The following is a 19,221-nucleotide window of genomic DNA, read 5'->3' as shown; positions in this document are numbered from 1 at the left end:
CTTTAAGACAAAGGCGTATCTATTTTGATTTCAGCTTCAGTCAACCTCGTCACCTCGTCGATTGTCGAGCCATTCATCAGCTCTTTTAATATGAAATGATGGCCGTCGACCTCAAGAACGGCTTTTTCAGTAATGATCATATCTACACAGCCTGCTGCAGTTAATGGAAGCGTGCATGTTTCTGTTAATTTAGGCCTTCCCTTTTGATCTGTATGACTCATGACGACAACCACTTTTTTCGCTTTTTGGGCCAGTTCCATCGCACCGCCCATGCCCGGCACCTTTTTTCCCGGGACAAGCCAATTTGCCAAATCGCCTGACTGGCTCACCTGCAGGGCGCCTAAAATCGTAATGTCAATTTTGCCTCTTCTGATCATCGCAAAAGACATCGTTGTATCAAAATAAGACGCTCCTTTTACAGCCCGGACCGGAAATCCCGCTGCGTTGCATAAATTTTCATCCTCATCTCCCTTTTGGGGGCTTTCGCCAATGCCGAGCACACCGTTTTCCGCCTGCAGCATGACCTGCATGTCAAGCGGCAAAAAGTTCGGCACCAAGGATGGAATGCCGATACCGAGATTCACAATCATGCCCGGCTTGATTTCAGAGGCGGCCCGTTTTGCGATCTGTTCTCTCTCTGCTACTCCCAAGCCCATTTCCACTTCACTCCTTCGCTTCTCACAACCCCCTCGACAAAAACCCCCGGTGTAACAATCATTTCTTCAGAAATCTCTCCCATCGGGACGATCTGCTCAGCTTCGGCAAAGGTTCTACTGGCCGCCATTGCCATAAGCGGATTCATATTGCGCGCTGTTTTGTCATACGTTAAATTGCCGAATTCATCTGCAATGCGCGCATTGATGAAAGCAAAATCAGCCGTCAGCGCCTCTTCAACCAAATATCGCTTTCCAGCCACAGACACGATGCCCTTTTCCTCACAAACCATTTGATTATCAATACCGACGTCGGTTAAAATTCCACCGAGTCCCGCTCCGCCGGCACGAATCCGTTCTGCAAGCGTTCCCTGTGGTGAAAATTGAACCTCTAACGTCCCGTCAGTCATCTGTTTACCTGCTACAGGATTGGAACCGATATGCGATGCGATCAGGGTTTTGACTCGTTGATTGACAATAAGCGGACCGATCCCTATTTCCGGAAACCCGGCATCGTTGCATATGACAGTTAAATCCGTTACACCGCTGTCCAATATAGCTTCAATCAATGATGGAGGCGATCCGACTCCGCCAAAACCGCCGAACATGAGGACCGATCCGTCCTGAATATCTGCAATTGCTGTTTCGATGCTGATTGTTTTTTGAAATGGCGACATTTGATTTCAATCCTTTTTCAGTATTTTTTCGACCGCTACAACTGTTTCTGAAAAAATAGATATGAGCTCTTTAGCCTCACCGTCTGAAATGGTAAAAGGAGGAGCAATAATGACAGCATCTCCTTCCCCGCTGTCTATTCCCGCTTTGGCAGGATAAACAATCAGCCCGCGTTTTTTCGCCTCGCCGATCATGCGCTGGGTAACCGCCTGCTCTGGCGGAAAAACGTTCTTCGTTTTCTTGTCAGATACAAATTCAACGCCTAATAGCAGTCCTTTTCCGCGCACATCACCAATGATCTCGCTTTGAGATGCTGTCTCAACAAGCTGCTTTTTCAGCGCCGCCCCCTTTTTTTCTGATTGCTTGATCAAGTCATGCTTTAACACATATCGCAAAACTTCAAGAGCAGCTTTGGCAGAATAGGGGTGTGCACTATATGTGTGGCCGCTCATAATCACACCTGAACCTTGTTTTATCGTCTCAATAATAGAGTCAGATACAACGGCAGCGGCAATTGGCGCATACCCGGCACCGAGGCCCTTCCCCAGTACAGCAATATCTGGAACGGTGTGCCAATGTTCCGTCGCAAGCATCCTTCCTGTTCTTCCAAGCCCTGTCATCACTTCGTCTGCAATAAAGAGCACTTCGTGTGTGCGGCATACCTCACTTAATCTTTCATAATATCCCGGAGGTGGGGTGATCGCTGCTCCTGCGGCTCCGATGATAGGCTCAGCCACAAAGCCGGCGATAAATTGGCTTCCGATTCTTTTGATGGCCGTTTCGAGTTCATCAGCGGCAGCCTGAACAAAATCCTCTTCCGTCTTATGATTCTGCCGATAAACATGAGGAGCTGAGATAGCGGGATATCGCTCAACTAGATGGGTGAACCGGTATCTCCTTTCATAAAAACCAGATAATGAAAGCGCTCCCAAAGTTATTCCGTGGTAACTGCTCCATCGCGACAAAAAGATGGATTTTTGCGTTTGTTTTTTTTCCTGCCAATATTGAATGGCGATTTTCATAGCGGTTTCTATTGCTTCTGAACCGCTGTTGACAAAAAAAGACCAATTCACATCTCCCGGAAGCTCCTGCGCCAAGAGAGCGGCTAATTGCTCGGCAGGCTCACTCGTAAACTGTGAGCGGTAAGCAAAAGACACCTGATCAAGCTGTTCTTTCAGCTTCTCAGTCACATCACGAACCCCGTGGCCGATGTTGCATGTCACCGCACCTGATGAGCCGTCTAGATATCTTTTTCCAGTTTGATCATAAACATATGAACCCTTCGCATAGCTGACAACCGGATAGGCCGAACTAAGCTCCGGCTTAATCAAATAACTGCTCATGCTCCCACCTCAAAAACCCATTTGCTATATTGTATGAGTGTCCAAATTGCGTCATGACGTTCCCCGCAAAAACTTTTTCACACAAAAAAGAGCCTTCCTGAACGGAAAGGCTCTTTTTGAATTTCACCTTCTAGCAAATAAAAGCGGCTCCGACAATAATTAATAAAATGAACAAGACAACAATCAATACAAACGTATTTTTCTCGCAGCCAAATCCGTAACCGTATCCAGGGTATCTATGCATGCTGTTTTCATCCTTTCTTATCACGATATACGGCATTTTATGCGGGCCAAGTCCCAAATGGTTTGTGCGAACGCCTATTTCATGTAAGGAAATAATGAAAAACAGTATGCACCCGCTCATATTTTTTAAACGTCAGCTTTTCGTAAAAATGGGTTGCGCCGTCAATGCTTGTAGCCACTAAATAGGCCGCTTCCATTCCTAGTGATTTGGCGATGGACAGCATTTCTTTCACTAAGATACTGCCATAGCCCTTCCTTTGAAACTGATCCAAAATTGCCACTTCTTCGATTTTGGCCGTTTTCTCTTGCGGATGAATGAACAGCTCCCCGCATCCAATGGGAATCTTCTGTTCCTGGTCGCTGTAACAAACAACAAGGATAATCGTACCCGCTTTGTAAAAGGGATATTTTCTTTTTAGTTTTTGTTCAGCGATCGCTTCTCCAATATAAATGGAATCGTAAATTTTCATGATAGAAGATCCGTCGCTAAGGCTTTTTGCCGTCCCCCATGCCGTTAACGGATGTCCCGTCTGCCCCTTCCAGTCATCAAGCTTCATGTCATAAAACAGCTCATCCTCGACAACAAACCCGCTTTTTACAAGCGATTGCTTCAAACCGAGCGGAAAAACATGCTGCGGCGACGCTTTTAAATGAAGATAATTCGCATCAAGAAGCTTTGGTACGGATGGCAAAAAATCCAGTAACCGCTCCAATGGAAACGTATCATGGAGCTGAACAAAGTTATGAGAAAAAATTTGCGGAAGCTCCGGATCTCTATATACGCTGTAATGATCAAACGATGCTGATTCAGACGTTAACAATATATATTGATGTTCCGTTTTTGAATAATGTCCTGTCATGAACGTCTCCTTTTTATGACCTATACCTTTACTCAGTTGCAATATTCAATTTCTTTATAATCTCATCGTACACCGGATAAAACGGCTTTCCAATTGGAAATTGCTGAATATTTCGGAAAGAAGCGGATATTGGCTTCTGATGTAAAAAGAATTTCCTTGCTACTTGCTCACTAATCGGGTGAAAGACGCCGTTTAGAAACAAAAACGGCTCGCGTTCTATAAAAAACAGCCTTCGCCCAGGCGGATTTTCGATCCATCCAGATCGTTCCCGCGTAATTGGCAGCCCTTCCGGCAGCGCCTCCAGTTCTTCTTTTTCAATTGTCAATATGTCTTTTCTTTTAAATTGATAAAACTGAAAAGCATACTGGCCCTCAATCCGTCTTTTTTTTCCGGCTTCGATATAAAATATTGCTGGATGGTCAGCTTCCTTTACTAATATATAGTTCGGAATGTTTAAAATCTTTCCAATGCTATATTGGAATAAATACGGGTCCGGAACAGCCACAGTCCGATTTAGATACAAAGAACCCCACCTTTCCCCGACAGGATGCCTTACACCCTGATCAAGAAAATACACGTTTTGATCTGAACCTTTTACAAAAGAACCGTCAATCAAATCAGCGGGCAGAAACCGATATGCATTTTGAAATGAATCGGGGGTTTTATAGGTTGTATCTAATACTTCATTTATCGGCAAAAATGGGGCAAAGTTGTTGATCCTGGCCCAAAAAATTGAGTCGCCATGATTCCAATGCTTCATATCATCATCCCAATAGCTTCCATATTTATGTTGAATACGATCAAGTAGCGAACGGCGATGCATAACTGAACAATGATCAACTTGAAAAGCGGCCTGATCAAGCACTGCATTGGCATTTCTATAGAAATGGGAAATTTCCTCTCCCCTTTCGTTTACATGTACAACTTTTTGTTTTGAATAGACAGCTTGTGCCTCAGGCTTATGTGAAAACGTCTGCACCATACGGCTCAGCCGCTCAGGGTGATAAACAGTGTCATCGGTGAGATAGGAAATGTAATCGCCGTCGGCATATGGGAGCGCGCTGTTAATTAATGTGGCATAACGGGTTGTTTTTAGTCGTTCTGCGGGATGTACGAAACTGTTTTGATAACGAATGCGCTGGTCATGAAGGTACTTTTGAATCACCGCAGTTGTTTCTTCATTAGAATGATCATCCATGATAAATAGCTCCCAGTGATCATATGTTTGCTTCATGACGCTTTCAATCGCTTTTTGCAGATAATTAGGTTTGTTGTAACTCGTTAAAATAATGGACACTTTCTCTCCCATCTATACAGCCCCCTATCGTCAAACATAAAAACGGCTCCGCAGCAAGCAGAGCCTCTGTCATCATTTAAAAAGCACCCCAGCTTACAATACTTGAGAGTGCGACATGAGATCTCGTATTATTTAACGGGTTTTGAAAAATAACCAAATCAGTCAGAACTTCTTTTACGATGACGTTTTGAAGCGTATTTCCATTCAACAGATGAACTGTTGAAACCGGTACGCCAAGCTCTTTTGCAAATACGAGCTGACGTCTGAGATCAGATGGATTTCCTTCAGAAGATGATTGACGTATGAGCAAAATTAACAAAAGCAGAATAAAATGCAGTTCATCTTGGTTTTCTTCATGATTCACGTGTTTCTCTAAATCCAAACAATCCCTCTCCTTTATCCTTATACTCTATTTCACAATATGAACTGACTTCGATTTATGGTATAGGCGATATACGCTCATTTAAAAAATCAGCTTTTTCCTTAAAATATATGAAAAATAGATCAGGTACGGCGTTCGACTCATACCAAATGGCAGTCAAAAGAATATGATTAACGTGAGTTCACTATTGAATAGGAGGTGTGTGTAATGAGCTCTGAAAATGCACAGTTAAAAAAGGATTTGATTAAAACCCTTTTAAGCCCTTTATTTCCAACTGCAACAGAAGGAGGAGAAAACGTGGATAATAATCTTAAAGCCTTGCTTGATGCTGCCATCGATCAAAAAGTAGATGAAAGTGAAACCGTTACGGCTGAATCTCTTTTAGATCCTTCCCTTCCGGCAAGATGGATTTTTGCCAGAGTTACGCCAGGCACTACAATCAGTATTGTGACTGATTCCGGTGACATGATCGGCCCGGTTGTCTTCGTTGCTTTCGATCAAGTTCACGGTATCGTATTTGTAACACAGGAAAGCTCCGTCACTCCGGCAGGTCAAGCTACAACATTAATTGATGTAGACAAAGTAGAAAGCGTTACGTTCTTTTCATAACATCTGATGAAAGTCTTGTATATCCAGTCGGGATACGGAGAAATATACAGTTATTTTGACCGCTGGGCTGAAGAATGTTTTCGGAACACTCATACAGAGTATATGTCTGCAGATACACCGGAGGCAGAATCTCTGGTGAAGATCGAAACGTTTCAGCCTGACTTCGCACTTATGATGGTAGGAGACCGCGTTCCTCACGACTGGCTGACCTGGTTAAAGGGTAAGGGTATCCCCGTGTATGTTTGGCTGACCGAAGACCCATTTTATATTGATATCAGTCTTCAGGTGATTAAGCACGCTGACGCCATATTAACGATTGAACAAAATGCCGCTCTCTATTACCGGGAGCTTGGCTGCCAGCACGTCTATTATGTTCCGATTCCAGTTAATCATCGGCTGTTTAAAAAAATGGACACAGAACATTCTTTTCATTCAAATCTGCTTATCATCGGCTATCCTTACCCTAATCGGGTTCAGCTTATGAAAGAAGCGGTACATCTGCCTTTCACGGTTCGAGTAATCGGAAAGGAATGGAGAAAATATCTGCCTAAAAAAGTGCTCAAACAGCCGCATATCGATGTCGTCAGCACGTGGGTTCCGCCCGAACAGGCCGTTCATTATTACAATGGGGCAGACATCGTGATCAATGCGCATCGGCCCTATCATTTTGCTTTCAACAAAAATCATATCCGCATCAAAAATGCCAGTTTTAATAACCGAACGTTTGATATCGCTGCATGCGAAGCGTTTCAATTAACAGATTTACCCGCGGCACATCCTTTTTCATCCTTTATTTCTTATCACAGCATCAACGACTTTAAGGAAAAAGCCGCTTTCTATATCAACCATCCTGAGGAACGGCATAAAGCAGCAGCAGCCAATTACAAAGAGACCGTACCCGCAAATACGTATGATGAGCTTCCTGCAAAACTAAAGGCGATTCATCTGGCGCTTTCTTGAAAAATCGTTCATTGATATGAACGATTTTTTGATCTGCAGAAAAAAGCAGCTTACTCAGCTGCTTTCTTTTTTAGCCGTCAGAACGGTCCTTCAGCTTCCTCGGATTCACCTGTTTATGAGGATCAGGCTTTCCGCCGAGATGCTTTGCAATCTGTTCCCACGACACAATTTTGAAGTTTTGATTGACGGCTTGTCCATTTTCAATATTTTCGCCGTCCTGCGCCACAAAAATCCCGTACGGATATTTTGGGCCAAGCCCGAAGCCAAGAACATCAATACCATCTGTATCACTAGTACCGTCTATCTTCTCGCCATCTTTAATGTCAAAGTTGGCTACATAGCGATTGCTTCCCTGCCGTTCATACATTGCATAGCTGTTACTTCCTTGACTTGAAGCCATGAGATATCCTTTGCCGTCTGGCGCATAATAGATCGTCAGTCCCTCAATATCAGCTGTCAAATGTTCTCCTGTCGCAACGTCGACAACCTGCCCCTTTGATCCTCCGCCAGGCTCAGCATTAAATTTCCAGATGGCTTCATCTTCCTCTGCTATGTACAGGTTCCCGTACTCATCATCCGCAACAAGGCCTTCGGTCTGAGAATTCAATTTAAATTCACGCACTTTTTTCCCTGTCACATAACCCTTTCCATTATCAACAATTTCATACTGCTCAAATTCTCCTTGTTTGCCTGTCACTAATGCGTAAAATGCTCCTGTTTTCTGGCTGTGATACAGGCTGAATCCGTAAACCTCAGAAATATCAGTGGCTATAGGATGGTTCGGGTCTGTAATGCTTTTCAATATTCCTTTATCCCCGTCAATTGCATATACTTCAATTGTATTCTTTCCTTCAGACCGGTTGGAGGCGGCAGCAATATCAATTTTTTCGCCGCTAAATGGAAAATCATAGCGCAGATCGACATTATTGAGTTTGCCAAACTCGAAAGAATGAATCTGTTTGCCGTCCAAATCATACACGACTAGACCTGATTTCTTATTTGTCGTGATCAACTTGCTGTTTTCCGGATGCTTTTCATTGACCCAAATGGCCGGGTCATCCGCTGCGTCATCACCAGAAGCGACTGGATCTGTCTCCGTTTGCGCCGTCACTTTAAAATGCTGTTCCTCATTCACATGATGTGCCGACACCGAGTTTGCTGTCAGGCTAAGAAATAAACCCGCGGCAGTGCTTAGCAGCATTTTTTTTGAAACCTTCATTTGAATACCCTCCTTTTTATCACCATCACTCTCTATTGTAAAATATATACAGGTCTTTAACTGTGAGGAAAATGAACCCTTTTTTTATAGTGTTTCTGACTCATAAATCGCTTTTCCTTACGATGTACGTGAAAATGACTCCGTCAGATTTGCTTTTGCGGCGCGAAACAAACCAAAATGAATATTTAGTACATTGTTTATTTAGTTAGAACATTCTCTGTTACGTCTATTTTCATTTTCTATTTAAAAAAGTACTTTGCGACATGATCATTCCCCTAAATTTTTTATTGGTTGCTTTCATTAACTCGAGCATCGATGAGCCCCTTCTCGTAAATCCTGGATTTGCTGTTGAATGATTTCAGTTAAAGTTGAATAAAAATAAAATTGGAATCATCCAACAATTAACATTTAAATTATTGCGGCTAAATGCGGTTTATACTATTCCATAAGAAGGAAGGAATCGTTGATGACTAAGCTTTGCCGAGAAGTTTGTATTGAAGTCAATCTTGACGCCATTAAAAAAAATTTGCGAGCCATACGCCATCATATACCAAAAAAGAGCAAAATTATGGCGGTCGTAAAAGCGAACGGTTATGGTCATGGGTCTGTAGAAGTAGCGCGCCATGCACTGGAACACGGGGCGAGTGAGCTCGCTGTTGCCAGCGTGGAGGAAGGAATCGTTTTACGAAAAGCAGGGATTACAGCACCTATTCTTGTGCTTGGTTTTACATCCCTTAGTTGTGTGAAAAAGTCAGCAGCTTGGAATATAGAGTTATCCGCATTTCAGGTTGATTGGATTAAAAAAGCTAGCGAAATATTGGAAAGTGAAGCAAGTACTAACCGATTGGGTATACATATTAATGTGGATACTGGTATGGGCCGATTAGGTGTACGTACAAAAGAAGAACTTTTAGCAGTAGTGAAAGCACTAACAGCAAGTAAATTCCTAAGATGGGCAGGTATTTTTACACATTTCTCAACAGCTGATGAACCAGACACCACACTAACCAAGCTGCAGCACGATAAATTTGTCAGTTTTCTCAGCTTTTTAAAGAAGCAAGGCATTGAGCTGCCCACCGTGCATATGAGCAATACGGCTGCCGCTATCGCTTTCCCTGAATTTAGTGCTGATATGATTCGTTTAGGTATAGGCTTATATGGTTTATATCCTTCAGCATATATAAAAGAACTTAATCTCGTTAGGCTTACACCTGCATTAAGTTTAAAGGCGCGTATCGCTTATGTGAAAACCATGCGAACAGAACCGCGGACCATTAGTTATGGTGCTACATACATCGCGGAGCCTGGGGAAGTAATCGCTACACTCCCGGTCGGCTATGCTGACGGTTATTCCCGTGCACTTTCCAATCGCGGGTTTGTTCTTCATCGCGGAAGACGAGTGCCGGTAGTGGGAAGAGTGACAATGGATATGATAATGGTTAGTTTAGGAGAGAGCGGTGAAGGTAAACAAGGAGAGGAAGTCGTGATTTATGGTCAGCAAAAGGGAGCTGAGATACCCGTTGATGAAGTTGCTGAAATGCTCAACACAATTAACTATGAAGTGGTGTCTACATTAAGCCGCCGCGTCCCTCGTTTTTATATAAGAGATGGCGAGATTTTTAAGGTATCTACTCCAGTATTGTACGTGTAGATGTTCACTTATTTTTATACAAACACGAGGTTGTTCATCTTAAAATCTTCTTTTATGCAAAATCAAGGTTCCTCATCTGAGGGATTTTTCTGATGTATAGAAATCTTCGACAAATTTCGAAATCTCTCCATTGTCATCCAACTTGCCTGACAATTGGACTAGACAGGGAGTTGGATGCTGGTGGAAAGCCAGAAAAGAAGAACTTACAAGGTCAAATTAAAAAACCCGAAATCATTGTTTATACAACAGAACCGTAAACAATTAACATCCCCTCATGAAATTGAATCACTGCCAATCCTATGTGACCCTTCCAGTTCGCAAAGTCAATCTGCCTGGGTATCAATCAGATCAAGCCCCACTTATTACAAAAGACAGAATTGCCCAGATATTGAAGATTTGCATCAAGAAAAAAAGGCATAAAAACAAGCCTGTCTATTCATTAGGCAGGCCTGTTTTTATGATTTATTTATCAAAGAGATGCAGATAGCTTTCGTACCCTTCTTCTTTCAGTTTATCCTTCGGCACAAAACGCAGCGCCGCTGAATTTATGCAGTAACGCAGCCCGCTTGGCCCCGGTCCGTCATTAAATACATGGCCAAGATGAGAATCAGCAGTGCGGCTTCTCACTTCTGTGCGAATCATGCCGTGGCTCGTATCTAGTTTTTCTTCCACTTCTTCTTCTTCAATCGGCTTTGTAAAGCTTGGCCAGCCGCAGTGGGAATCAAATTTATCCTTGGATGTAAACAATGGCTTGCCTGACACAATGTCTACATACAGCCCTTCCTCTTTATGATCCCAATATTCATTTTGAAACGGCGGCTCCGTGCCGTTATTTTGCGTCACCTCATATTGCATGCGATTTAGTGACTTCATTTTTTCTTCTTTATTGTACGCCATTTATTTCGCCCCCCAATGCTCGCTGATAAATCCGGCTCGTCCAGAACCTGTCCGGTAGCGCTGATAATGTCCTGGATTCTTTTTATAAAAATGCTGATGATAGTCTTCCGCTTCATAGAAAAGTTCAGCTTTTAAAATGTCCGTTACAATCGGGTCTTTAAAGACGCCGCTTTCTGCCAGGCGCTGCTTGGAAGCTTCCGCAAGCTCCTTTTGTTTTTCATTATGATAAAAAATGGCTGCACGGTAGGAACTGCCGCGATCTGCAAACTGGCCGCCGGCATCTGTCGGGTCGATTTGCTGCCAAAATAATTCAAGCAGTTTTTCATAAGGGAACACATCAGGTTGAAACGTGATTTGAACCGCTTCACGATGACCTGTCGTTTCACTGCACACCTCTTCATACGTAGGGTTTTCAGTATGGCCGCCTGTATACCCGGACACCACTTTTTCAATTCCTGGCTGTTCGTCAAAAGGTTTAACCATACACCAAAAACAGCCTCCTGCAAATGTGGCGATTTCTTTTTTTTCAGACATACTGGTGCCTCCTTTGTTAATACGTGGTATTATTATATTATAGCATGTAATAATAGAATGAAAATGATTCTGCTTTTCAATAAAATCTATAGGTTTTAAGCAATATGCTTATGTAATGGAGGTTCACAAATTTGAAAGTAAGAACACAGATGATGTACGATATGGAAACTTTACTCCGTAAAGTCTTTAAACAAATACGCAACGAAATCAATGAAATTCTAGATAAAGAGCTGTCACGGAATGAATTTACGATTCTGCGGATCCTCAGTGAACAAGGGCCCAAAAAAGTCACTGAATTCGCGCCTATTTTAGAGGTATCGGCAAGCCACATTACGGCTGTGACTGATGCGCTGGTAGAAAAGGAATGGATTACGAGAATCAGATCGAAGGAAGACAGACGCATCATCCGCATTCATATCACTGAAGCGGGTGAAAAAGTCCTTCAGCATTTCAACGAGAAAAAAACGGAATATTTCTTTAAACGCTTTGACTGCTACAGTGATGCCGAACTTGCCTCATTAATCGAGCTCTTCAGCAAACTTGATAAAAAACGGTGAAAAAAAGCACATACCGCTATATATGGGTATGTGCTTTTCACAGCGCTCACTTATTTTGCAGTGAACAGTTTCATTGTTTTCCAGCGGCCGTATCTGTAATACAAAAAAGCCGCACAGCTGCTTAATAAAAAACTCATTCCGATTCCGAGCCCGATTCCTTTCTGTCCAAGCCAAGCTGAAAATAGAGCTGTGAAAGGATATCTCAAAACCCAAAACGATATCAAATTTAAAACCAGCACCTGCAGCATCGCTCCCGCTGCCCTGACGATTCCGTTCAGTACGAAATTAATTCCGATAAAAGGATAGAAAAACGCGATCCAGCGCAAATATTGTTCACCAAACGCGACCGCATCAGGCTCGCTGATAAATAACCTCATGAGATATTTGCCAAATACCCAAAGTATCACTGCAATCACCAGCATACAAGAAATAACAGCCATCACACCAAGCCTCGCAATGGTTCCCACTCTTTTAAAGTTTCCGACTCCGATATTTTGCCCTGCCATACTGTTGACCGCCGTACCGGCAGCCATAGCCGGAAGCGTGATGAGGCTGTCGAGCCGCTGCACCGCGCCGAAGCCTGACACAACGTGCTCTCCGTATGAGTTGACAACACTCATAATCGCCATCATGCCGCCTGTAATCACCATCATCTGCAGACCGGCTGGAATCCCGAGTTTTAAAATCAGCGCGGACTCTTCCCATTTGGGCATGCGCGGAATAGAGAACGGCACAAGCTTATGTTTGATGACATAAAACAACCCATACAGAAACGCAATGCCCTGTGACAAAATCGTCGAATAAGCAGCTCCCGCTATTCCCATGCGGAACACAGAAATAAAGAGCGGTGCCAACACTGTATTCAGCACAACGGCAAACGCAATAAACCGGAGAGGTGTTTTGCTGTCGCCAAGCGCCCGAAGCACAGTACTGATAAAGTTATATCCAAACAAAAATAAAATGCCGATAAATTGAATCTGTAAATAGGTCTCAGCAAGCGGAATCATCGACTCCGGCGTTTTTAGAAGACGAAGCAAAAGCTCTGACAGAAAAAAACCGGCCGCGCCGAATCCGATGCTTAGGCCTGTTAATAAAACAACAAATGCGTTAATATACGACGCCATTCCTTTTTCATCATCTTTTCCCTTTTGCTGTGACAAAATCGTTAACGTCGCATTGTTAAGGCCCAAAATAAAAGACAGCACGGTTAATACAATCGTGCTTGATACCGCGGCTGCCCCAAGGGCCTTTGCCCCCAGTAAATTTCCGATCCACAAACTGTCTATAAATTGAAAGGAAACCTGCAATGCGTTTCCGAGCATAATAGGCATTGAAAACAGCACAAGCTGTTTCAGCACGTTCCCCTGTGTAAAATCGTATGCTTTCATTTTTTCTCCTCGTGTTCTCAAGTTTTCTTCAGGCGAACGAAAAAAGAGACGTTGTTTCATGTCTCTTTTTTCATGATTTATCGGTTTTTTTCCGGTCTCTCATACCAAATGTAAACACCATCACACTTAGGAACAAGGCACAATAGGAAACGTTCAAATACATTTGATCCATATCTTCAGTGGCCAGATGATGATAAGCAAGCCAGCCGAAATACAGGGAAAATATAAAGGATAATAAACTGAAATACTGGTAAATCCGTTTCATTTTCAGTCACCTCTATTGTTTAGGATGGTAATAGGAAAACTCAATTTCATCTTTTTCTAAATTTATTTTATCCGCTTTGACATACATTCCATTCGTTAAAGGCATTTCTGACAGACGCACTTCAATGCTTTTATCGCCGGGATGAACGTGGACAAATGACGGCAATTCGTAAAAGCTGTCCATATAATTTAACACAAAGCTAATCGGTATACTCAATTTCCCTAACGAAAATTTCGTGACATTCAACTCCACATCGCCATTTTTTTTCACAGTCGGTTCAAAAGCGACAAACGCATCAATGGTCGTGGAATAAGCCTTGATTTTCCCTGCGACATGAACATCATTATCTATCTCTACTTTATAATCAAGCTTGTTTGATGCTTTGTCGTTTAAATATGAGTTGACAAACGCAGCTAATGATTCTTTTGTGCTTGTCACTTGAAATCCATACTCGCTCTGAGATGAATCCTTCACCTGAGCTTGTTCTCCCGGCAGCATAACAAGTGTCACAAACCCAGCGGCGAGGACAATATTGATTGCAAGCAATATAAAAAACAGTCGTTTCCACTTATTCATGATGTCACCCTACTCTTTCGGTAATCCTTCTTTTTTAATGGCTTGATAGACCCGCTTCGCGATAAGGGAATAGCCCGTACCATTAGGATGAAAATCATCTTCCTCAGAAATTCGGTTGCTGTCACTTTTTTGATTGAACAAGTCTTCAATTTGAATGATTTTTGCATGTTTATCTTTTTTCAGCTCTTTTTCAGCAATATGGTTCCAATCAGTGACGACTCCGTTTATTTCATTTAATTCAGATAACGTGAACGTAAACGGATTATACATGCTAACATAAATCAGCTCAGCGTGATCATTCAGCTCCCGGATTTCAGAAATGATTTTTTCAAAACGCTTTTCATACGGCTTTTCCGCTTCCTGAAACGGTTCAACGGTTAATTGCAGAAAGTTTTGGCGAAGGACTTTCATCAAATCATTACCGCCAATGGTAAAAAAGACATAATCTGCGTCCTTTATGCCTTTTTGAACCTTTTTATCTTTTAGTTTCTCTAACAAATCATCCGAACGGTTCCCTTTCACGGCATAATTCTTTACGTCTACCGTTTTGACTTGTTTATCTGACCGGATAGAATCCGCCACCTTGCCGACGTATCCCTTTCCGTCAGGATCTCCGACACCTTCTGTCAGCGAATCTCCGACAGCCGCAATGACAATGTGCTCTTTCGTTTTCGTTTCATGGGCTTTTTGTTTTCCCTCAGATGCTGTACGTATGCTCGTACAAGCAGTAAGAAGCAAAATCAAACTGGCCATGAGTGAAAAAATGCGCAGCTTCAATCTTGTTGCTCCTTCCCATTCTACTAGTGGAAAGTGTATCATGTTTTAGAAGATTTGCAAATGCCCAGTCTCCTAGCTTACTTGAGTGTACTGGCTGTCTTCACATCCGCGATGATATCATCGTACGGTGTATTTTCCACTCCATTGTAATCTTTCAGCACCTTACCGTTGGGGCCTACCAAATAAAAAGAAGATTGATGAATGACTTGGTCCTCTCCCTCCGGTTTCTTCACAATTGCTTTAAAGCTCTTAAGCGCGAACGCTTCAATGTCACTCTGGCTGTATCCCGTGAGGAAATCCCAGTTATCAAAAGATAATGGATAATTTGCGACAAATTTCTTCAGCTGTTTTGGCTTATCGTTTTCTGGGTCAACACTAAAGGATACGATGCGGACATCTATATTCTCGGCTTTCAGTTTTTTTTGCAGCTCGGTCATATGAGCGGTCATTGGCGGGCATATAGTTTCACAATTGGTAAAAATAAAATCCGCCAGCCATACTTCTCCTTTTAAACTCTCTAACGAAACGTTCTTGCCGTCTTGGTTCTGAAATGTAAAAGGCTCCACCTCGTAATTGAGCGGATCTTTAATCTGTTGTCCTCCGCAGGCACACAAAAGCAGAAAAAACAGCCCTGCCGTTAAACCCTTGATAACCTTCATGACTTTCACCCTTTCCAGCCAGCATAAAAAACGCTTTCCAAAACAGTCCTTACCTGCTGCGTCCCATGTTTGTATTCGATACCGGTCAAAAAAAATCCTGCATGCCTCCCAATCTATAAATACAAAGGGGGACACACAGGTATAAACGCCATATCACGCGTTGTGCTTTAACACCTCTTGATGAAAAACAGCCTGATAATCTGCCCATTTCATCCGGCGCTTCATATAATGTCGGAAAGAATACACTTTTGCCCTGCTGTTTGATGAAAACACTTCTTTTAAGTAGAACTGCAAATGGTGATGTAACATAAAGAAATAGTGCTCATCTTCCTTTAAAACAGGTATTTCTGTCACTTTCACCTGAATCCCGTCACTGCGTTTGAACTCTAGGCTTTTGAGTAACAAGCTATCAATCCTCTTTTTTTGTTTTTCTTCTATTATATACAATGCCAGCCAGGCTGTCTGTCATTTTGCGCGGTTGTGTGAAAAAATTAGATCAGTAAATGAAACAAGTCCTCATCCTTATTCACCTCTACATAATGAAACGCTTTTCTATTCATCCGTTCAATCAGCGGTCCATAGTCTGCCTTGTTCTGCAGCTCGATGCCGACAAGAGCAGGTCCGTTGCTTTTATTATTTTTCTTCGTATATTCAAACCTTGTAATGTCATCATTAGGCCCGAGGACTTCGTCAAGAAACTCGCGGAGCGCCCCCGCTCTTTGCGGAAAATTGACGATAAAATAATGCTGAAGTCCCTCAAAAATCAAAGACCGCTCCTTCATTTCCTGCATTCTTCCGATATCGTTATTGCCCCCGCTGACCACACACACTACATTTTTGCCTTTAATTTCATCCTTGTACAAATCAAGCGCGGCAACAGAAAGAGCTCCAGCCGGTTCAGCAACAATCGCACATTCGTTATATAATTCAAGAATGGATGTACATACTTTCCCTTCAGGCACAAGGAGGATGTCATCCACGACCGCTTCCAGCGTCTGGAACGTTTCCTCCCCAATTTTTTTAACAGCTGCTCCATCTACAAATTTATCAATTTTATCAAGTGTGATGACATGCCCGGCTTTGTTTGATTCAAAATAGGATCCCGCACCCGCCGGCTCAACAGCAATTACCTTTGTATCAGGAGACACATTTTTCAAATATGTACCTACCCCTGAGAGAAGGCCGCCGCCTCCGACACTTGCAAACAGAAAATGCGGTTCTGTATCAATGTCGTTTAAAATCTCGACTGCCAGCGTTCCCTGTCCGGCCATTACATCCGGATCATCGAACGGATGGATAAACGTCCGGGATTCCGCCTCACAGCACTCAACAGCGCTTTTATACGCATCGTCAAACGTATCACCTGTCAAAATAATATCGATAAATCCTTTTCCGAACAGTTCAACTTGAGACACTTTTTGTCTCGGTGTTGTAGACGGCATAAAAATTTTCCCGTGAATGCCGAGATGTTTACATGAGAACGCCACACCTTGAGCATGGTTTCCGGCACTTGCACACACAACTCCGTTCTCAGTCTGCTCGCTGGAAAGCTGTTTCATTTTATGATAAGCCCCTCTGAGCTTAAAAGATCTGACAACTTGCAAGTCTTCACGTTTCAAATAGATATTGCATTCATATCTCTCAGAAAGTCTGTCATTCCTTTGCAAAGGTGTGTGAATCACAACATCCTTCACGTTTTGATGAGCCTTTAAAATGTCTTTCACTTGGATGAGAGAGTTTTCTTTAAGCAACGGTTTCATGTACAGATTCCTTTCTTGTTTTAAATCCCTATTTAATATGCCATTATAACACGAATATTCAAAAAATAAGACAATTATTTTTATTTAATAATTAAAAAAATACAGACTATATTTACCACATCCTGTTGTAACATCTGCGTCATCAGTATCCTGCTGATCCAAGAAAAAAGATGATCGTAAATAATAGGTGTTTTCAGCCAAAAGGCATGATATAATAAAACCAATTAGAACCAAAAGGAGCCAATTGATGAATACCGCACCAACACTCAACACATTTCATAACCTAATCGGAGAACATCAAACATTTTTGGAAGCGAAGCGAATCGCTAAGCAGTTCTCATTATCGGAGCTTCCCGTCCTGATCACAGGAAAAATCGGAACAGGGAAAGATCATTTCGCACAAGCCATACACCAGAGATCTTCGAGAAACAACGAACCTTTTATTAGCGTCAATTGCAGCGCCCACTCGGAAGAAAGCCTTATGCATGAGCTTTTTGGTCCTAACGGAAACTCAGGAGCGTTTCAAAAAACGGCACGAGGAACCCTTTTTATTGATGAAGTATGGCGTATGCCTGCTTCTGTACAAGCTCAGCTGCTAAAAGCGCTTGATTCAGACACGGAAAAACCGCGAATGATCTGTGCTTCCGCAGACGGATGCGCGGAACATACATTCAGACAAGACTTATTTTACAGACTGAATATTTTAACGCTCACACTTCCCGAATTGTCTGAACGAAAAAGCGATATACCGCTTTTGACACAGTATTTTCTCTCAAATTCAGGTCAGCAATTGTTAATTGATCCCTCAGTCTTTCCGATGCTTGAGCAGCACACATTTGAAGGCAATGTCAGAGAATTAAAAAACGCCGCAGATTATATGGCAGCAGTGTCAAGCGGAGGAACAATTCATTCATATGACGTCCCGCCATACATTAGGGGCGCAATAGACGGAAAAGCGTCGAAGAAAAAAGCGAAGCTGCTGACTTTAATGGAAAAAGCGGAGTTTTTGTTTATTTTGGAAACAATAAAAACGTTAAACGAAAAAGGAGAGCCAGCCAGCAGACGGATCATTTCCGAACACAGCAAAAACACCCAAACGTCGTTAACTCCTCAGCAGGTCAGAAGCCGACTCGACTATTTGGAGAAAAAAGATTATGTCACAAAAAGCCGTGGACGCGCCGGCACTAAAATTACGTTAGAGGGCTTGAGCTTTTTAGAAACGCTGAAAAATCAAATGATCTAGCGATCGAAAGGAGAATGCACTTGTTTACAATCAAAGAAGAGATCGCCAATGCAATTACACATGGCATCGGTGTACTCTTATCCATACCCGCACTAGTTTTTCTGATCATATTTGCAGCTAATTACGGCTCCGCATGGGATATTGTCAGCTTTACGATATTCGGTGTCTCTATGTTGCTGCTTTATCTAAGCTCCACACTGCTTCACAGCATCACACATAAAAAAACGAAGGATATTTTGGAGATTATTGATCATAGCGCCATTTACGTTCTGATCGCCGGAACCTATACGCCTTTTTTGCTGGGCCCGCTGAAAGGCACGCTCGGCTTCACCCTGCTGGTTATCGTATGGTCACTTGCCCTAGGCGGAATCGTTTTTAAAATTTTCTTCGTGAAACGCTTTATCTTATTGTCAACCTTAGTGTATTTGATCATGGGGTGGCTGATGATTATCGCGGTTAAACCTTTATATGCTTCGCTGAGCGGAGCGGGATTCAGCCTTCTTTTTCTCGGCGGCATTTTATACTCTGTCGGAACCATCTTTTACATTTGGAAAAAGATCCCCTTCCATCACGCCATTTGGCACAGCTTTGTATTAGGCGGAAGCGCTGCGATGTTCTTCTGCGTGCTGCTTTATTGTGTGAAGGTGCCGTTCATGTAGTAACAGAAAAGCGC

The 19,221-nt window shown here is 42.7% G+C and carries 23 protein-coding genes and 1 pseudogene; 6 read left to right on the top strand and 18 right to left on the bottom strand.

Annotation, left to right across the window (positions count from 1 at the left end):
• Nucleotides 1-2: 2 nt before the first annotated feature.
• The 8 genes and pseudogenes from CVV77_RS02185 to cgeC all read right to left on the bottom strand — a co-directional run bounded on the left by CVV77_RS02185 (nucleotide 3) and on the right by cgeC (nucleotide 5,453).
• The gene (locus tag CVV77_RS02185) at nucleotides 3-656 is read right to left on the bottom strand and encodes a 3-oxoacid CoA-transferase subunit B (RefSeq protein WP_100274528.1); all 654 of its coding nucleotides are present in this window, start codon (nucleotides 654-656) and stop codon (nucleotides 3-5) included.
• A complete protein-coding gene (locus tag CVV77_RS02180; protein WP_019258682.1) occupies nucleotides 641-1,330 on the bottom strand; it encodes a CoA transferase subunit A in 690 nt (229 codons plus the stop codon). The genes CVV77_RS02185 and CVV77_RS02180 overlap by 16 nt, the downstream gene beginning before the upstream one ends.
• A gap of 6 nt (nucleotides 1,331-1,336) precedes the next feature.
• Nucleotides 1,337-2,671 carry an aspartate aminotransferase family protein gene (locus CVV77_RS02175; protein ID WP_100274527.1) on the bottom strand — a complete coding sequence of 445 codons (1,335 nt, stop codon included), beginning with the start codon at nucleotides 2,669-2,671 and terminating at the stop codon, nucleotides 1,337-1,339.
• Nucleotides 2,652-2,808, bottom strand: a pseudogene (locus tag CVV77_RS21950) (hypothetical protein). Before CVV77_RS21950 ends, CVV77_RS02175 begins: the two are co-directional and overlap by 20 nt.
• A complete protein-coding gene (locus CVV77_RS22605) occupies nucleotides 2,802-2,915 on the bottom strand; it encodes a YjcZ family sporulation protein (protein WP_032732322.1) in 114 nt (37 codons plus the stop codon). Before CVV77_RS22605 ends, CVV77_RS21950 begins: the two are co-directional and overlap by 7 nt.
• Nucleotides 2,916-2,994: 79 nt before the next feature.
• The gene (cgeE, locus tag CVV77_RS02165; protein ID WP_100274526.1) at nucleotides 2,995-3,774 is read right to left on the bottom strand and encodes a spore maturation N-acetyltransferase CgeE; all 780 of its coding nucleotides are present in this window, start codon (nucleotides 3,772-3,774) and stop codon (nucleotides 2,995-2,997) included.
• Nucleotides 3,775-3,802: 28 nt separating this feature from the next.
• Entirely contained in the window at nucleotides 3,803-5,083 is a 1,281-nt protein-coding gene (cgeD, locus tag CVV77_RS02160) for a spore maturation glycosyltransferase CgeD (RefSeq protein ID WP_019258685.1), read from the bottom strand.
• 64 nt (nucleotides 5,084-5,147) lie between these two features.
• A complete protein-coding gene (cgeC, locus tag CVV77_RS02155; RefSeq protein WP_019258686.1) occupies nucleotides 5,148-5,453 on the bottom strand; it encodes a spore maturation protein CgeC in 306 nt (101 codons plus the stop codon).
• Between the two features lie 207 nt (nucleotides 5,454-5,660).
• On the opposite strand from cgeC, the gene cgeA reads away from it, so the two are divergent.
• Both cgeA and cgeB read left to right on the top strand, forming a co-directional pair.
• Nucleotides 5,661-6,062: a spore crust protein CgeA gene (cgeA, locus tag CVV77_RS02150; protein WP_019258687.1), complete on the top strand. Its 402-nt coding sequence runs from the start codon at nucleotides 5,661-5,663 to the stop codon at nucleotides 6,060-6,062.
• Between the two features lie 6 nt (nucleotides 6,063-6,068).
• Nucleotides 6,069-7,022: a spore maturation protein CgeB gene (gene cgeB, locus CVV77_RS02145; RefSeq protein ID WP_100274525.1), complete on the top strand. Its 954-nt coding sequence runs from the start codon at nucleotides 6,069-6,071 to the stop codon at nucleotides 7,020-7,022.
• 70 nt (nucleotides 7,023-7,092) lie between these two features.
• Here the strand turns inward: cgeB and CVV77_RS02140 are convergent, their stop codons facing one another.
• Entirely contained in the window at nucleotides 7,093-8,241 is a 1,149-nt protein-coding gene (locus tag CVV77_RS02140; RefSeq protein ID WP_100274524.1) for a phytase, read from the bottom strand.
• Nucleotides 8,242-8,707: 466 nt separating this feature from the next.
• Between CVV77_RS02140 and alr the strand changes: the two genes are divergently transcribed.
• Nucleotides 8,708-9,892, top strand: coding sequence for an alanine racemase (alr, locus tag CVV77_RS02135; RefSeq protein ID WP_100274523.1), 1,185 nt, complete (start codon nucleotides 8,708-8,710; stop codon nucleotides 9,890-9,892).
• Nucleotides 9,893-10,354: 462 nt separating this feature from the next.
• Here the strand turns inward: alr and msrB are convergent, their stop codons facing one another.
• Together msrB and msrA are read right to left on the bottom strand one after the other, a co-directional pair.
• Nucleotides 10,355-10,789 (bottom strand): peptide-methionine (R)-S-oxide reductase MsrB, encoded by a 435-nt coding sequence (msrB, locus tag CVV77_RS02125; RefSeq protein ID WP_019258693.1) that lies wholly within the window; start codon nucleotides 10,787-10,789, stop codon nucleotides 10,355-10,357.
• Nucleotides 10,790-11,323 (bottom strand): peptide-methionine (S)-S-oxide reductase MsrA, encoded by a 534-nt coding sequence (msrA, locus tag CVV77_RS02120; protein ID WP_100274522.1) that lies wholly within the window; start codon nucleotides 11,321-11,323, stop codon nucleotides 10,790-10,792.
• 131 nt (nucleotides 11,324-11,454) lie between these two features.
• Between msrA and CVV77_RS02115 the strand changes: the two genes are divergently transcribed.
• The gene (locus CVV77_RS02115; protein WP_003241533.1) at nucleotides 11,455-11,880 is read left to right on the top strand and encodes a MarR family transcriptional regulator; all 426 of its coding nucleotides are present in this window, start codon (nucleotides 11,455-11,457) and stop codon (nucleotides 11,878-11,880) included.
• 50 nt (nucleotides 11,881-11,930) lie between these two features.
• Here the strand turns inward: CVV77_RS02115 and CVV77_RS02110 are convergent, their stop codons facing one another.
• The 7 genes from CVV77_RS02110 to ilvA form a co-directional block, all read right to left on the bottom strand.
• The gene (locus tag CVV77_RS02110; protein WP_003241531.1) at nucleotides 11,931-13,268 is read right to left on the bottom strand and encodes an MATE family efflux transporter; all 1,338 of its coding nucleotides are present in this window, start codon (nucleotides 13,266-13,268) and stop codon (nucleotides 11,931-11,933) included.
• A 70-nt stretch (nucleotides 13,269-13,338) separates the two neighbouring features.
• Nucleotides 13,339-13,533 carry a protein YpmT gene (gene ypmT, locus CVV77_RS02105; RefSeq protein ID WP_003241529.1) on the bottom strand — a complete coding sequence of 65 codons (195 nt, stop codon included), beginning with the start codon at nucleotides 13,531-13,533 and terminating at the stop codon, nucleotides 13,339-13,341.
• Nucleotides 13,534-13,545: 12 nt separating this feature from the next.
• On the bottom strand, nucleotides 13,546-14,109 hold the full coding sequence (locus tag CVV77_RS02100; protein ID WP_100274521.1) for a YpmS family protein: 564 nt from the start codon (nucleotides 14,107-14,109) through the stop codon (nucleotides 13,546-13,548).
• Nucleotides 14,110-14,118: 9 nt separating this feature from the next.
• Nucleotides 14,119-14,886 (bottom strand): SGNH/GDSL hydrolase family protein, encoded by a 768-nt coding sequence (locus tag CVV77_RS02095; RefSeq protein ID WP_100274520.1) that lies wholly within the window; start codon nucleotides 14,884-14,886, stop codon nucleotides 14,119-14,121.
• Nucleotides 14,887-14,963: 77 nt separating this feature from the next.
• Nucleotides 14,964-15,545, bottom strand: coding sequence for a cytochrome c oxidase assembly accessory protein ScuA (scuA, locus tag CVV77_RS02090; RefSeq protein ID WP_100274519.1), 582 nt, complete (start codon nucleotides 15,543-15,545; stop codon nucleotides 14,964-14,966).
• A 153-nt stretch (nucleotides 15,546-15,698) separates the two neighbouring features.
• Nucleotides 15,699-15,950, bottom strand: coding sequence for a YpmP family protein (locus CVV77_RS02085; protein ID WP_003218212.1), 252 nt, complete (start codon nucleotides 15,948-15,950; stop codon nucleotides 15,699-15,701).
• A gap of 86 nt (nucleotides 15,951-16,036) precedes the next feature.
• Nucleotides 16,037-17,305, bottom strand: coding sequence for a threonine ammonia-lyase IlvA (gene ilvA / locus CVV77_RS02080; RefSeq protein ID WP_003241521.1), 1,269 nt, complete (start codon nucleotides 17,303-17,305; stop codon nucleotides 16,037-16,039).
• Between the two features lie 247 nt (nucleotides 17,306-17,552).
• Here ilvA and CVV77_RS02075 point away from each other — a divergent pair, with 247 nt between their 5' ends.
• Nucleotides 17,553-18,548 (top strand): sigma 54-interacting transcriptional regulator, encoded by a 996-nt coding sequence (locus tag CVV77_RS02075; RefSeq protein ID WP_100274518.1) that lies wholly within the window; start codon nucleotides 17,553-17,555, stop codon nucleotides 18,546-18,548.
• A gap of 20 nt (nucleotides 18,549-18,568) precedes the next feature.
• On the top strand, nucleotides 18,569-19,207 hold the full coding sequence (gene trhA, locus CVV77_RS02070) for a PAQR family membrane homeostasis protein TrhA (RefSeq protein ID WP_100274517.1): 639 nt from the start codon (nucleotides 18,569-18,571) through the stop codon (nucleotides 19,205-19,207).
• Nucleotides 19,208-19,221: the final 14 nt, after the last annotated feature.

The organism is Bacillus sp. SN1 (genome assembly GCF_002796895.1).
In the GTDB taxonomy this organism is placed as follows: Bacteria; Bacillota; Bacilli; order Bacillales; family Bacillaceae; genus Bacillus; species Bacillus inaquosorum.
This window is presented reverse-complemented; position numbering and strand designations above follow the sequence as displayed.